The following is a 12,879-nucleotide window of genomic DNA, read 5'->3' on the forward strand; positions in this document are numbered from 1 at the left end:
CTCCGCCCAGGTCACCGGGGCCTGAGCCGGCGCAGCGTGTAGCCCTCGCCCGAGGGGTCGAGTGACCGGGTCGCCCGCTTGAAGAGATACTCGGCCCGTTCGTAGGAAAGCCGCCCGCGCCCCGTCTCCGGGCACAGATCCGCCGGGACGGGCCGCCGGGACGGCCCGGGTCTGCGGTCGGCGAGGAACAGCGGGCCGCGGGCCCGGCCGGCCACCAGGCGGGGCAGCAGCCGAGCCGTCCCCGAGCGCCAGCCGATCCAGACGCCGCCCGAGAGCGCCCGGCGATCCTCCAGGTCCAGGTCCTCGACGTTCAGCGACAGCACGGCCCGCACTCCGGCGGCCGACTCGTGCAGCAGCCGCCACAGGGCCAGCTCCCGCACGGGCAGGTCGTCGCGCTCCCAGAGCGCCGCCAGCAGCGCCGGGTCGATCATCTCGGCGGGCGGGCCGGTCTCGGCGCGCCGGTCGAGGCGGGCGGACAGGTCCTCCAGCGAGGCCCAGGCGCAGAAGGAGCGGACGGCGGAGCGGTGCCGGTTCCACGTCCTGGCGGCGGAACCGCCCCAGGCCGTCTCGAACACCCGCGCCACGTGTTCCGGGGTCATCGAGGTGAGCGGGGCGCGCTCGCCCAGGGCCAGGCACAGCCGCCGCAGTGTCTGCCCGTAGGAGCGCGAGGTTCCCGCGTCCAGGTCCTCACGCGCCAGGAAGCCCCGTACGGCCTGGCCGAGCGTGGGCCCGGCCACGTGGGGGAGCGCGAACCCCTCCGCCCGGCGGAGCAGGAAGTCCCGTTCGGCGGCGTTGCCGGTGAGAAGGGCGGCCCGCTCGAACTCCAGCCGCGCCTCCTCGTACCGTCCCAGCCTGGCCAGCAGATCGCCCCTCACCCCGGGCAGGAGGTGGTAGTCGCGCAGCGCGGGATCCCCGGTGAGCGACTCGACCAGGTCGAGCCCGGCCTGCGGGCCGTGGGCCATCCCCACCGCCACGGCCTGGTTGAGCCGCACGACCGGGGTGGGCAGCAGCAGGGCCAGTGCCTCGTACAGGCTCGCGATCCGCGCCCAGTCGGTCTCCTCGGCGCTCGCCGCCTGCGCGTGGCACACGGCGATCGCGGCCTGCAGCACGTACGGCCCCGGCGTGCCGCCCGCCTGCCTGGCCCGTAGCATCGCGGCGAAGCCACGGTGGATGAGCAACCGGTCCCAGCGCCCCCGGTTCTGCTCGTGCAGCTGGACGGGCTCACCGGAGGGACCGGTACGCGCCGCCTCGCGGGAGGCCTGGATCTCCATCAGCGCGACCAGCCCGTGCACCTCCGCCTCGTACGGCGCCAGCCCGGCCAGCAGCCTGCCCAGGCGCAGCGCCTCAAGGCAGAGCGCGGGACGCGTCAGGTCGTCCCCCGAGGTCGCCGAGTATCCCTCGTTGAAGATCAGGTAGATGACCTCCAGCACCGAGGCCAGCCGCCCGGCCAGCTCGGGGCCCCGCGGCAGCTCGAACGGCACCCGCGCCTCGGCGAGGACACCTTTGGCCTCGGCGACACGGCGGGCGATCGACCGCTCGTCGGTCAGGAAGGCCCGGGCGATCTCCGCGGTCGTCAGGCCGCCGACGAGCCGCAGGGTCAGCGCCACCCGCGCCTCGGTCGCCAGGATCGGGTGGCAGGAGACGAACATCAGCCGCAGCACGTCGTCCTGTCCGGGGTCCCGCTCGGGGTCCGGCGGCTGGTCCGCCTCCCGGGTGAGGCGTTCGTCACCGAGTTCGAGGCGCCGCGCGCGCCGGATGTGGTCGACGGCCCGGCGTTTGGCGACGGCCGTCAGCCAGGCGCCCGGGTTGTCGGGGACACCGGAGTCCGGCCACTGTTCGAGCGCGGAGACGAGCGCGTCCTGGGCCAGTTCCTCGGCCAGGCCGACGTCGTGCACCAGCCTGGTGAGACCGGCGACGATCTTCGCCGATTCGAGTTTCCAGACCGCGCCGACCGTGCGATGGACGTCCGTCACGGCATCGATGACAGCATCCGTCACCTCGGCTCGCAAACCGGCGAAGCGCTGGAGGGCTACCGCAGGGCGTTCAGGAAGCGGGCCGCGACCGGGGCGGCCGTCGCTCCGCCGCTGCCGCCGTTCTGGACGAAGGCCGCGAAGGCCAGGGAGCCGCGGTAGCCGATGAACCAGGCGTGGGAGTGGCCTCCGGCGACCTCGGCGGTGCCGGTCTTGCCCGCGGTGCCGGGGGGCAGGCCCGCCGCCGCGGCGGTGCCCTGGGTGACGACGGCGCCCATCATGTCCCGCAGTTGCGCGGCCACCTCGTCTCCGATCGGCACCTCGGGCGGTGAGTCGGCCGGGGGTCGTTCGGTCATGACCGCCGGTTTCCACACGCCGGTCGCGGCGGCCGCGGCGACCTCGGCCATGCACAGCGGGCTGGCCTGCACCGAGTTCTGCCCGATGGCGTCGGAGCCGAGCTCGTTCAGGTCGGTGTGCGGCCTGATCCGGCAGGAGCTGAGGCCTGGCTTCTCCCTGAAGCCGAACCGGTCGGCGGCCTCGGCCCGCAGGCCGCCGTCCCGCAGCCGTTCGTAGGACTGCTGGACGAAGGTGGTGTTGCAGGACAGCGCGAAGGCCGTGGTGAGGGGGAGGACGCCGCGGTCGGCCGGTTCGGCGTTCGTGAAGCGCCTGGCGTTGGGGATGGTGTAGGCGGCGGGGCAGGGGACCGGGGACCGGGAGGTCAGCCCGGTGCGCAGCAGCGCGGCGGCGGTCACCACCTTGAACGTCGAGCCGGGCGGGTAGAGGCCGTTGAAGGCGCCCTTGCCGCCCAGGGTGTCGGCCACCGCCCGCACCTGGCGGGTGCGCAGGTCGATCGCCACGAGGGCGGCGGGCGCCTGCAGGCCGTCCAGGGCGTGGGCCGCGGCGCTCTGCACGTCCTGGGAGATCGTGGTGCGGGCGGCCTCACCCCCTTTGGAAGGGGAGGCCAGCAGGACCCGTCCCGAGGGGAGCTCCCGCAGCTTCAGCTCGGTCGTGGTGCCCTCCAGCCCGGTGAAGTAGTCACCCGCCCTGCTGCCGGAGGGGAACGGCAGGCCCTCGCGGGTGAGCGTGGCCGGTCGCCTGACCTTGGTCTCGGTGAGCCGCAGGCTCCTTCCCTCGCCGAGCGAGGGGTGCATCGTCTGCGGGGTCCAGCGGACGCGCCACTGGCCGGCGTGCCGTACCAGGTGCAGCACGGAGGAGAACGGCCACGGCCCGAGGCCGGTGATCTGCCGTACCCCCTGGAAGGGCACCTCGGCTTCGAGCGCGCTGCGCCGCCGCGGTGTCTGCGGGGTCAGGGACGGCGGCGCGGTGATCCGCAGTTCGGCGTCGAAGCGGCGGTGCCGTTCGGCGAAGTCGGCGGGGGGAGCCGAGACGAGGCCGGCCATCGCGGCCAGGTCCCCGGCCTGCCAGGCGGCGAGGTACCTCACCGCGACCTCCTGCGGATCCCCTGCCTGAACAGTGGCCTGAACGGTGGCCTGGGTGGTGGCCTGGACGGCGGCAGGGGGCGCGACGGGCGGAGGCGACGACGGAGCGGGGGACACCGGGGGCGACGTTTCGGGCGCGGGGGTCTCGGCCGGCTCGAAGACGAAGGTTCCGGCGGCCCTCGGAGTCGGCGTGGGCGAGGTGGAACCGCCGTCCGTGACGATCAAAGCCCCGTACACGCCGAACCCGGCGATCGCGAGCGCCAGGGCGATCAGGGCGAGAACCAACCGGCCGCGCATGTCCTCCTCCGGAGGTCTCGACGGGGGCACGCGAACGTCCGGAAACGGTCTCGTCCATCGTCCGTACGGCTGCGCGTCCCTGATTGTGCACCATATAGTGTGAAATCCATAATCCTGGGACGTGCTGAATATCGCCGTGGATGAAACAGATGGGATACGCGACCGAATTCCCTTACATCAAGCTTTCTCCAGAAATTCAGACATCTGCTAGTAAGAGATGGGTTTTCCCGGTTCGCGGAAAGACGCGCGAAAATCGGGAACCCGACAAGCAGGGCTCCCGCACCGGGCCCGGGTGGCGCGACCGTCCGTGACGGGGCCGGCACGCTCTCGGGCTTCGAGCCGGCCGTCGGGCCCGTAGCGAGCCGGTCAAGCCCGGGGCGCCGTGAATCTACTTTGTAAAGGCGAGTAGCCTGGAGAAATGGCCCAGCCGTACCTGACCCCGGAGGGCGTCACCGAGCACGAGATCGAGATCAAGCGGTCACGGTTCATCTGCGCTCTCGCCCCCGTCCGCTCGGAGGAGGAGGCGCGCGCCTTCGTCGCGGCCCGTAAGGGGCTGTACGCCGACGCGACCCACAACTGCTCGGCCTACGCGGTCGGGGGAGAGCTGGGCGCCCGCAGGGCCGACGACGACGGCGAGCCCGGCGGCACCGCGGGCACCCCGATGCTGGAGACCCTGCTGCGCAGGGGGATGGGCGACGTGGTCGCGGTGGTCACCCGTTACTTCGGCGGGGTGAAACTGGGGGCGGGCGGCCTGGTCAGGGCGTACGGCTCCGCGGTCGGCAAGACCCTGGACCTGGCGCCGCTGGCCGAGATGGTCCCGGCGAGGGTGATGACGGTGACCGTCGACCACGTCCGCGCCGGGCGCCTGGAGAACGACCTGCGCGCCTCGCCGTACGAGGTCAGGCAGGTCGGTTACGGCGCGGAGGTCTCCTTCCAGGTCGCGGTGCGCGAGCGCGACCTGGCGGCCTTCCCCGACTGGGTCGCCACCCTGACCTCGGGCGGCGCCGAGGTCGAGCGGGGTGAGGCGATCCACCTGCGGGCCTGACCCCGGCCCGGGTGGTCAGCCCTCCAGGGCGTACTGCATCACCCGGAACTTGGCCTGGGCCTCGGCCAGTTCGGCGGCCGGGACGGAGTCGCCCATGATGCCGCAGCCGGCGAACAGGCGGGCGCGGGAGCCGTCGACGCGCGCGCACCGCAGCGCGATGCCCCACTCTCCGTCGCCCCGGGCGTCGATCCAGCCGACCGGGCCCGCGTAACCGCCCCGGTCCATGCCCTCAAGCTCGCGGATGACCTCCAGGGCCGTGCGTGTCGGCGTGCCGCCGACGGCGGCCGTCGGATGCATGGCGGCGACCACGTCCAGCACCGAGGCGCCCGCCGAAAGGCGGCCGGTCACCGGGCTCGCCAGATGCTGGACGTTCGGCAGCACCAGCAGTTCGGGTTCGGCGGGCACGTTCAGCTCCGAGCAGAGCGGGGCCAGGGCGGCCCGGACGGAGTCGACGGCGCAGGCGTGCTCGTGACGGTCCTTGCCCGAGGCGCGCAGCGCGGCGCCGCGCCGTCTGTCGTCGGTCTCGTCGGCACCCCGCGGGGTCGTGCCCGCGAGCACCAGTGACTCGACGGTCTCGCCGGTGCGCCTGACCAGCAGTTCGGGGGTCGCGCCGACCAGCCCGTCGCAGGAGAAGGCGTAGCAGTCCGGGTAGCGGCCGGTCAGGCGGGCCAGCAGCACACGCACGTCGATCGCCCGTTCCGCGACGGCGGTCAGGTCGCGGGCGAGCACGGCTTTCTCCAGACGGCCGGACCTGATCCGCGCCACGGCCCTGGCCACGGCGTGCTCCCACTCGGGGGCGGTCAGGCTGCCGTCGCCGTAGCGGATCCTGCCGGGGTCGCGCGGTGCCGTGACCAGGTCGAGCGGTTGCCCGCCGACGGTGGTCAGCCAGGCGCGGCCCGCACGGCGGGCCAGGACGATCCTGGGGACGACGAGGACGGAGCCGGGGGAGTCCTCGTCGAAGGTGAAGGAGCCGAAGGCGACCGGTCCCGAGCCGGGGACGCCGACGCCGTCGTCCACATGGGCCTCGCCGAGGGTCGCCGCCAGCCAGTCGCGGGCCCAGCCGAACCGTCCGGGACCGGGGGGAATCTCGGCCCGCGCGGCCTCTCCCCAGGCGACCAGGCCTTCGCCGCGCCTGATCCAGGCGTACGGCGCGGCCTCGGGGAGCCGGGAGAGCAGATCGACGGGGTCGTCGACGGGGGTGGTTCTCACCACGAGGGGGCGGGTCAGTCCGAGCGCGACACTCACCCGGAACACTCTATTCCGCGCTCCGGCCGCGTCCGGAGCCCGGTCCCTCGCCCGGCCGGGGCGCCGTGCTCCGTCAAGAAATCCGAAAGCGGCCGGTCGGCGGCGGGCGGCCCGGTGTCCTGCGGTGATACATCCGAAGCACTGGTGATCTCTCAGGCGGAGGTGTCATGCCCGGCAGGACTGTGATGGTGCTCACGGCGGCGGCGGCGTTCACGGCCCCGTGGGCCGTCTGCCCGGCTGAGGCCTCACCCGCGGTCTCGTCTTCGGCCCCTGACGTGCGGGGGCCGTGGCGTCCCGCGGTGATCGCGGCGCTCGGTGACTCGATCAGTGCGGGCTTCAACGCCTGCGGCTGGTACGTCTCCTGCCGTTCCCGGTCCTGGTCGACCGGCGACGACGTGGGTGTCCAGAGTCACTACATGCGCCTGCTCGACCTGAACGCGGGGCCCGCGCTCGGGAGCGAGGTGAACCTCGCCGTGCCGGGAACGACCAGCGCGGGCCTGGCCGCCCAGGTCGGCCAGGCGGTCGCGCGGCGGGCCGACTATGTGACGGTGCTGGTCGGCGCGCAGGACGCCTGCGCCGAGCAGGAGCGGCTGATGACCCCGGTCTCCGTCTACGAGCGGCGGGTGGCCGGGGCGCTGGCCGCTTTCAAGCGGTCCAGGCCCGGCGGCAGGGTGTTCCTGGCGAGCGTGCCCGATCTGAAGCGGTTGTGGCGGGTCGGCAGGGACAACCTGGTGGCGCGTGGTTTCTGGGCGGTCGGCAGGATCTGTCCCACGATGCTGGCCAAGGCGTCCTCCGACGCCCCGGCCGACCGGGCCCGCCGTGACCGGGTGCGTGCCCGGGTGGCCGCCTACAACGCCGCCCTGGCCAGGGTCTGCGCGGCGTACGGCCCGGCCTGCAGGTTCGACGGCAACGCCCTGTTCGACTGCCCGTTCACCCTGAACCAGGTCAGCAGGTGGGACTTCTTCCACCCGAACGCGGCGGGGCAGCGGCTGATCGCGCAGCGGACCTACCCGGTGGTCCGTGACTGGTTCGAGCGGCCGGAGCTTCAGCCTTGATCGGACGAAGGAAAAATCTACATTGTAAAGGCGCCTGGCGGGGGAAAATCACGAACAGAGGCGAGGCCAACCCCCTCGGCGAGGACGTGAAGGGCCTGCCGGGGCCTCATCTGCGAGGCAGCAGTACGGCGGACGCGCACATCACGCCCGCGGCGACGAAGAGTGATGTGCGGGTGCCGGTCCAGGTCGCCGTGAGGCCGCCGAGGAGGATGAACAGGGGCTGGGTGACCGTCGTGGCGAACGACCACAGGGTGGCCACGCGGGCCATCAGGTGGTCAGGGGTCTGCGCCTGCCGGTATCCGGCCATGGTGGAGTTCGCGGTACCGGCGAACAGCAGGACCATGCCGAACCCGAAGCCGCACATCAGCAGTCCGGGTGTGCCGGGGAGCGCCGCCGGGATGAGGAGATACCAGGGGCCGCGCAGCATGCCGGTCCACCACAGGGCGCGTACGGCTCCCAGCCGGGTCACGAGTTTCGGGGCGAGTCTGGCGCCGAGGAACCCGCCCAGTGACGGCACTCCCATCAGCAGTCCGTACTGCCAGGCGTCGAAGCGCAGGTCGCGCAGGTAGAACACGGCGCTCACCGAGGCCGCCATCGAGCTGGCGCCGGCGAAGGTCACCCAGCTGATCAGGATCGGCCGGAGCGTCGGGTGTCCCCAGGCGAAGCGCCATCCGGCGAACAGTTCCGCGCGTCGTGACGAGCGTTCGTCGCGCGTGGGCGGGGCCGGCTCCGGGGCGCGCAGGGTCTTGATCGCTGCCGCGCTGACCAGGAAGGACAGGGCGTCGACGGCCAGGGAGCCGGCCGCGGTGAGGAAGCCGATGAGGGCGCCGCCCAGCGAGGGGCCGGCCGAGACGCCGAGCCAGCGTGTCGACTCAAGGCGGCTGTTGGCCTCGATCAGCTGTTGTGCCGAGACCAGCGCTTTGAGGTGGGCCTGGGCGGCGGCGGTGAACGCGATCTGGCACGCGGCGTTGATCACGGCGATCACGCCCAGTTGCACGAAGGTGAGAAGGCCCGTGACCGCCGCGATCGGGACACTCGCCAGGCAGGCGAATCTGATGACGTCGGCTGTGATCATCACTGGGCGTTTGTTTCTGAACTCGACGTGGTCGCCGAGGGGAAACGCCAGCAGTGCGGTGGTGATCGCGGTCAGTGCCGACAGCAGCGCGACCTGGAAGGTCGAGGCTTCGACGACGGTTACGGCGACGACGGGCAGTGCCACCATGCCGACGGCCGATCCGAGTTGGCTGATGGCCAGGCCCGTCCAGAGCCGTTGGAAGTCGGCGTGGCCTCTGAGGCTTGTCTGGGGGGAAGTCACTCTGCCGCATTATGTCGTGGCGATCGGCTTCAGTTGGCCGTCTGGCCGCCGGTGGTTTCGGGGACGCCGGGCCGGTGGCCGGTTGGGCGGCGGCGTCGCATCAGGACGCAGGAGAGGGCGCCGAGTGCGATCACGGCGATGGGCAGTGCCAGGGTCGGCCGCATCGCGTGGACGAATCCGTGCTCGAACACCGACTCCGCCGTCCGGTGAATGTGTTCGGCGAGGTCCGCCGGTGTTCCCGGGGGTGGCCTCAGTGCGGCGCCGGCTTCCAGGCCGCTTTCTGCGGCGTTGTCGAAGCCGGTCAGGAACCGGTCGCGGATGCCGGCGGGAAGGTCGGCGGCCTGTTTGGCGGCCTCGGTGTGGAGTGAGGCGGCGAGGCGGTTCTGCAGTACGGCGCCGACCGCGGCGCTGCCGCAGATCGTGCCGATCTGCCGGATGGTGTTCAGCACCCCGGAGGCGGCTCCGGCCAGTCCGGGTTCCACGTTGCGCAGGGCGACCGTGACCATCGGGCCGAACACGCAGCCGATGCCGGCCCCGGTCACGATCAGGGCGGGTTGGAACTCCCATCCCGTACGGCCGACGTCGGTGACCCAGGCGAGCCAGGTCAGGCCGGCCGCGAACAGGGTCAGGCCGCCCATCAGGATGTATGTGCCGCCGATCCGGTCCGACATCCGGCCGGCGAGCGGTGACAGGAGTGCCGATACCATCATCGCCGGCGCCATCACCAGGCCGGCCGTGAAGGCGCTGAGGTGCAGCACCGACTGCAGGTAGATCATCACCGGCAGGAACAGGCCGATCATGCCGACCTGGACGGTCGCGGACACGAAGCTCATGACGGCGTAGCCACGGTCGCGGAAGAGCGCGAAGGGCAGCAGTGGTTCGTCGCCCTGCCGGCTGCGCTGGTGGATCAGGAACGCCGCCAGTGACAGCGCGGCGCCGCCCAGTAACGCCTGGATTGCGGTGCCCCAGTCGTATCGTTCGCCTTCGGTGAGGGCGAAGGTCAGGCAGAACAGTGTGGCCGTGGCGAGTGTGACGCCCGGCATGTCCAGTCTGCGGTGGGAGCCGTGCCGGGTGTCGGGAACGAGGGTGAGGGCCATCGCGAGGACGACGGCGCCGATCGGGACGTTCACGAAGAAGATCCAGCGCCAGTCGGTCGTGCTGACGAGGAGTCCGCCGAGCGTGGGGCCTGCGATGGTGGCCACGCCGGCGACCGCGCCCCAGACGCCGAGTGCCGCGCCGCGGCGCTCGGCCGGGAACGTGCCGATGATGATGGTCATCGTCTGCGGCACCAGCGCCGCGGCGCCCAGCCCCTGTACGGCGCGGGCGGTGATGAGCTGGGCCGGGTCCTGGGCGAGTCCGCAGAGTACGGACGCCACGGTGAACAGTGCGACGCCTGCGACGAACATGGTGCGTGGCCCGCGCACGTCGCCCAGGCGCCCGGAGGTGATCAGCAGCGCGGCGAGGACGAGGACGTAGACGTTGATCACCCACAGCATCTCGTCGAGTGACGCGTGCAGTTCGCCGATCATGCTGGGGATGGCGACGTTGACGACGGTGATGTCCAGCAGCGTCATGAAGAATCCGAGGCTGAGGGTCAGCAGTACCGCCCATGGGTCGCCGCGCCATCTGCTCATCCGTGGCTCCTGGGCTGTCAGCTCTTGGCGGGGGCCTGCAGGCTCCACAGCCGCCCGTCGGGGTCGCGGACGGTCATCTCCCGGGTCCCGTAGTGGGTGTCCTCGAACGGGGTGACCACTTCGACGGCCGGGTCGGTGTGGAAGAGGTTCTCGTCGGCCACCTTCAGGGCGAGCTGTACTCGGGGTTCGCGGTTCTCGGGGATTTCGACGGTGACGAGATAGGGGCCTTCGCCGTTGCGGAAGACGCCGGAGCCGTCGCCGGTGGAGATCTCCAGTTCGAAACCCAGTGCCTGGAGGAACCTCGCGGTTCTTCCCCAGTTGTGGGTCTCCAGGAACACCGCCTCGAGTCCTTGGGTCGTCATTGTCATGACTCCTTGTGTGGTGATTGCCGTTGTTGCCCGGGGGCGTCGTCGAGGTAGGCGCGCAGGGCGTCGGCGACCAGCGCGGACAGGGACATGCCCTGCTCGATCGCGTGGTGCTTGACCTGTCTGATCAGCCCTGTCGGGAGGTACACGTTGAACTGCTTGACTTCCGCGTCACCCATGACGCCGATGCTAGCATCCTAGCAAGCTAGATCGCATGGCCGTTTCCGTGGCCCCGCCGCGCGCGCGGGTGGCGCGGGGTTGTGGCCGGTGCGCCGGTCGTGATCGCGGTGGTGAGGCGGGCCGCGAGGATCTGTTCACGGAAAACAGGAGCGTCATACGTCCGTGCGGTCGTCGGCTCCGCCCGGTGGTTTGCCGGGGCCGGCGGAAGGCGGCCGCCGGGTCACGGAAAGAACCGCTGCGGGAGAGCGTTCGCCCACGTCGCAGGCCGCGGGGAACACAGGTGGCGGGGGCGGAAAGAAGCGGTAAATCGCCGCCATGTAAATGGATAACGATCTTCATGATTGGGCAGGAAACCGGCACACGCCTTGCGTCCCGGGGAGGTACGGCATGGCCTGGTCGCAAGACGAGGAGCGAATGCTGCTGCAGATCGAGCGTCACCTCACCGACGAGGACCCACGCTTGGCAGCTCGGCTGGAGTCGTTCAACGAGCGTGTCCAGCGTCAGGAGGGCCGCCGCAGGCGCCGTGTGCGCGGGGAGGGCGGCCCGGCCGGGGGTCCGCGCGGGACGACGGTCGTCATCGTGGTCAGCTGGATGCTGATCGCGATCCTGATCGCCATGCTGCTCGTCCTGGTGTTGCGTCACGAGGCCGCGGCGGCGCTCCCTCTCTGAGGACCCGGCGGGCTCGGGCGGGGAGTGGGGAGCCTCAGCCCAGCGCGCGCAGGAAGGCCGCCGCCACCGGGGCCGCGACCGCTCCGCCTCCGGTGCCCTCCTCGACGATCACCGCGAAGGCCAGGTCGCCGCGGAAGCCCATGAACCAGGCGTGGGTCTTGAGGTCGTCCTGCGGGCCGTACTCGGCGGTTCCGGTCTTGCCGCGGGTGCCCGCGGGCAGGCCGGCGTCCTTGGCCGTTCCCTTGGTGACGACCGCGGACATCATCTTGTGCATGTCCTGCAGGACTCCGGAGGGCAGTTCCCGGGGTTCGGCCTTCTGCTTGAGCGCGGGGACCAGGGTGGGCGGCCGCCAGGTGCCGTCGGCCAGGGCCGCGGCGGCGGAGGCCATCACCAGGGGGCTGGCGGTGATGCGGCCCTGGCCGAAGGACTCGGCGGCGAGTTCGGCGTCGCTCTGCGCCCTGGGGAAGCTTCCCTTGGTCGCGGGGACGCCGATGGTGAGCGGTTTGTTGAAGCCGAACAGCTCCGCGGCCCGCAGCAGTTTGTCGGCGCCGAGCCGTTCCTTGGTGAGGGGGGCGAAGGTGGTGTTGCAGGAGTAGGCGAAGGCGTCGGAGAGGGTGACCGCCCCGTAGCCCGCGTGGTGGGAGTTGCGGATGGGCAGGCCGCCGACGGTGACGTCCTTGGGGCAGGTGACGTCCTCGCCGGGGGTCATTCCCGAGGCGAGCAGTCCGACGGCGGTGACGGCCTTGAAGGTGGAGCCGGGCGGGTAGTTGCCGTCGAGGGCGCGGTTGAAGCCGCCCTGGTTGTTGACCACGGCGAGGATCTCGCCGGAGGAGGGTTTGACCGCCACCAGTGACGCGGTCTGCTTGAGGTCGCGTACGGCGTCGGCCGCGGCGCGCTGGACCCGCAGGTCGAGGCTGGTCTTCACCTCCTGGCCGTCGTGTCCCTCGATCGTGTCGAGGGTCTTGGCGGTCTTGCCGGGTCCGACGATCTGGATCTCGGTGGCGGGGGCGCCCGCCAGGCTCCGCTGGAAGGTCTGCTGCAGCCCGCCCCTGCCGATCGGGTCGCCCGCCTTGTACGGCGCGCCGAGGGTTTTGACGTCCTTGTCGGTCGCCTTGTCGAGGTAGCCGACGAGTTGCTGGACCGAGCCGCCGGCGTCGCCGGTGTCGATGCGTTCGCCGCCCGCGGCGGTGATCTGGGCGCGCTGCGGCCACTTGGTCTTCAGGGCGAAGGCGGAGCCGTCGGCCAGGCGGGGGTGGAAGGCGGCGGGGGACCACTTGACCCGCCAGTTGCGGTCGACGACCGCCAGGGGGAGGGTGCCGGTGTAGTCCCACTGGCCGATGTCGCGCAGGCGCAGGGTCGCGGTGTAGGCGGCCTCCCCGGTGCCGTCGCCGGTCTCGCGGACGGAGCCGAGGCGGATGGAGACCGACTCGACCGCGAGGTTCCTGCGCATGTCCTCGTAGGTCTTGGCGAGCGCCGGGGCGGGGGTGCCCGTCTCGGCGCGCATGGCGGCGAGGTCGCCCGTCTGCCAGGCGGTCACGAATCGCTGAGCGGTCTCCTGGGGGGTGCCTCTGGTGTGCAGGAACCACCAGGCCCCGGCACCCGCCGCCCCCGCGGTGAGTACGACGGCTGCCGACGTGATCGCGATCGTCCTGCCCTTCGGCACTT

General features: G+C 71.8%; 11 protein-coding genes. 3 read left to right on the top strand and 8 right to left on the bottom strand.

Going from position 1 to position 12,879, the window contains the following annotated elements; genetic code table 11:
- Positions 1-11: 11 nt before the first annotated feature.
- Positions 12-1,973, bottom strand: coding sequence for a DUF6596 domain-containing protein (locus ABZ463_RS30735; RefSeq protein WP_362781364.1), 1,962 nt, complete (start codon positions 1,971-1,973; stop codon positions 12-14).
- 56 nt (positions 1,974-2,029) lie between these two features.
- Positions 2,030-3,706 carry a penicillin-binding transpeptidase domain-containing protein gene (locus ABZ463_RS30740; RefSeq protein ID WP_362781366.1) on the bottom strand — a complete coding sequence of 559 codons (1,677 nt, stop codon included), beginning with the start codon at positions 3,704-3,706 and terminating at the stop codon, positions 2,030-2,032.
- 418 nt (positions 3,707-4,124) lie between these two features.
- Between ABZ463_RS30740 and ABZ463_RS30745 the strand changes: the two genes are divergently transcribed.
- Entirely contained in the window at positions 4,125-4,751 is a 627-nt protein-coding gene (locus ABZ463_RS30745; RefSeq protein ID WP_352012526.1) for a YigZ family protein, read from the top strand.
- Between the two features lie 15 nt (positions 4,752-4,766).
- Here the strand turns inward: ABZ463_RS30745 and ABZ463_RS30750 are convergent, their stop codons facing one another.
- Positions 4,767-5,996, bottom strand: a complete 1,230-nt coding sequence (locus tag ABZ463_RS30750) for an isochorismate synthase (RefSeq protein WP_352012525.1) — start codon at positions 5,994-5,996, stop codon at positions 4,767-4,769.
- A gap of 167 nt (positions 5,997-6,163) precedes the next feature.
- Between ABZ463_RS30750 and ABZ463_RS30755 the strand changes: the two genes are divergently transcribed.
- Positions 6,164-7,051 (top strand): GDSL-type esterase/lipase family protein, encoded by an 888-nt coding sequence (locus tag ABZ463_RS30755; protein ID WP_362781369.1) that lies wholly within the window; start codon positions 6,164-6,166, stop codon positions 7,049-7,051.
- A 106-nt stretch (positions 7,052-7,157) separates the two neighbouring features.
- On the opposite strand, the gene ABZ463_RS30760 is transcribed toward ABZ463_RS30755, so the two are convergent.
- Genes ABZ463_RS30760 through ABZ463_RS30775 form a run of 4 tightly spaced genes read right to left on the bottom strand, consistent with a single transcriptional unit; the run spans position 7,158 to position 10,544 of the window.
- Positions 7,158-8,366 carry an MFS transporter gene (locus tag ABZ463_RS30760; RefSeq protein WP_362781371.1) on the bottom strand — a complete coding sequence of 403 codons (1,209 nt, stop codon included), beginning with the start codon at positions 8,364-8,366 and terminating at the stop codon, positions 7,158-7,160.
- Positions 8,367-8,395: 29 nt separating this feature from the next.
- Complete coding sequence (locus ABZ463_RS30765) at positions 8,396-10,000, bottom strand: DHA2 family efflux MFS transporter permease subunit (protein WP_362781373.1); 1,605 nt, start codon at positions 9,998-10,000, stop codon at positions 8,396-8,398.
- Positions 10,001-10,017: 17 nt separating this feature from the next.
- On the bottom strand, positions 10,018-10,362 hold the full coding sequence (locus tag ABZ463_RS30770) for a VOC family protein (protein ID WP_362781374.1): 345 nt from the start codon (positions 10,360-10,362) through the stop codon (positions 10,018-10,020).
- A 2-nt stretch (positions 10,363-10,364) separates the two neighbouring features.
- Complete coding sequence (locus ABZ463_RS30775) at positions 10,365-10,544, bottom strand: CopG family transcriptional regulator (protein WP_362781376.1); 180 nt, start codon at positions 10,542-10,544, stop codon at positions 10,365-10,367.
- Between the two features lie 388 nt (positions 10,545-10,932).
- Here ABZ463_RS30775 and ABZ463_RS30780 point away from each other — a divergent pair, with 388 nt between their 5' ends.
- Complete coding sequence (locus ABZ463_RS30780; RefSeq protein WP_362781378.1) at positions 10,933-11,214, top strand: DUF3040 domain-containing protein; 282 nt, start codon at positions 10,933-10,935, stop codon at positions 11,212-11,214.
- A 34-nt stretch (positions 11,215-11,248) separates the two neighbouring features.
- Here the strand turns inward: ABZ463_RS30780 and ABZ463_RS30785 are convergent, their stop codons facing one another.
- Entirely contained in the window at positions 11,249-12,877 is a 1,629-nt protein-coding gene (locus ABZ463_RS30785; RefSeq protein WP_352012518.1) for a penicillin-binding transpeptidase domain-containing protein, read from the bottom strand.
- Between the last annotated feature and the right edge of the window lie 2 nt (positions 12,878-12,879).

Source organism: Streptosporangium sp. NPDC020145, assembly GCF_040631275.1.
Classification (GTDB): Bacteria; Actinomycetota; Actinomycetes; order Streptosporangiales; family Streptosporangiaceae; genus Streptosporangium.

What these genes read in the sequence shown, in the direction of transcription:
- ABZ463_RS30740 (WP_362781366.1), bottom strand. Translation starts at nt 3,706, where the DNA reads ATGCGCGGCCGGTTGGTTCTCGCCCTGATCGCCCTGGCGCTCGCGATC.
- ABZ463_RS30755 (WP_362781369.1), top strand. Translation starts at nt 6,164, where the DNA reads ATGCCCGGCAGGACTGTGATGGTGCTCACGGCGGCGGCGGCGTTCACG.
- ABZ463_RS30765 (WP_362781373.1), bottom strand. Translation starts at nt 10,000, where the DNA reads ATGAGCAGATGGCGCGGCGACCCATGGGCGGTACTGCTGACCCTCAGC.
- ABZ463_RS30770 (WP_362781374.1), bottom strand. Translation starts at nt 10,362, where the DNA reads ATGACGACCCAAGGACTCGAGGCGGTGTTCCTGGAGACCCACAACTGG.
- ABZ463_RS30775 (WP_362781376.1), bottom strand. Translation starts at nt 10,544, where the DNA reads ATGGGTGACGCGGAAGTCAAGCAGTTCAACGTGTACCTCCCGACAGGG.
- ABZ463_RS30745 (WP_352012526.1), top strand. Translation starts at nt 4,125, where the DNA reads ATGGCCCAGCCGTACCTGACCCCGGAGGGCGTCACCGAGCACGAGATC.
- ABZ463_RS30780 (WP_362781378.1), top strand. Translation starts at nt 10,933, where the DNA reads ATGGCCTGGTCGCAAGACGAGGAGCGAATGCTGCTGCAGATCGAGCGT.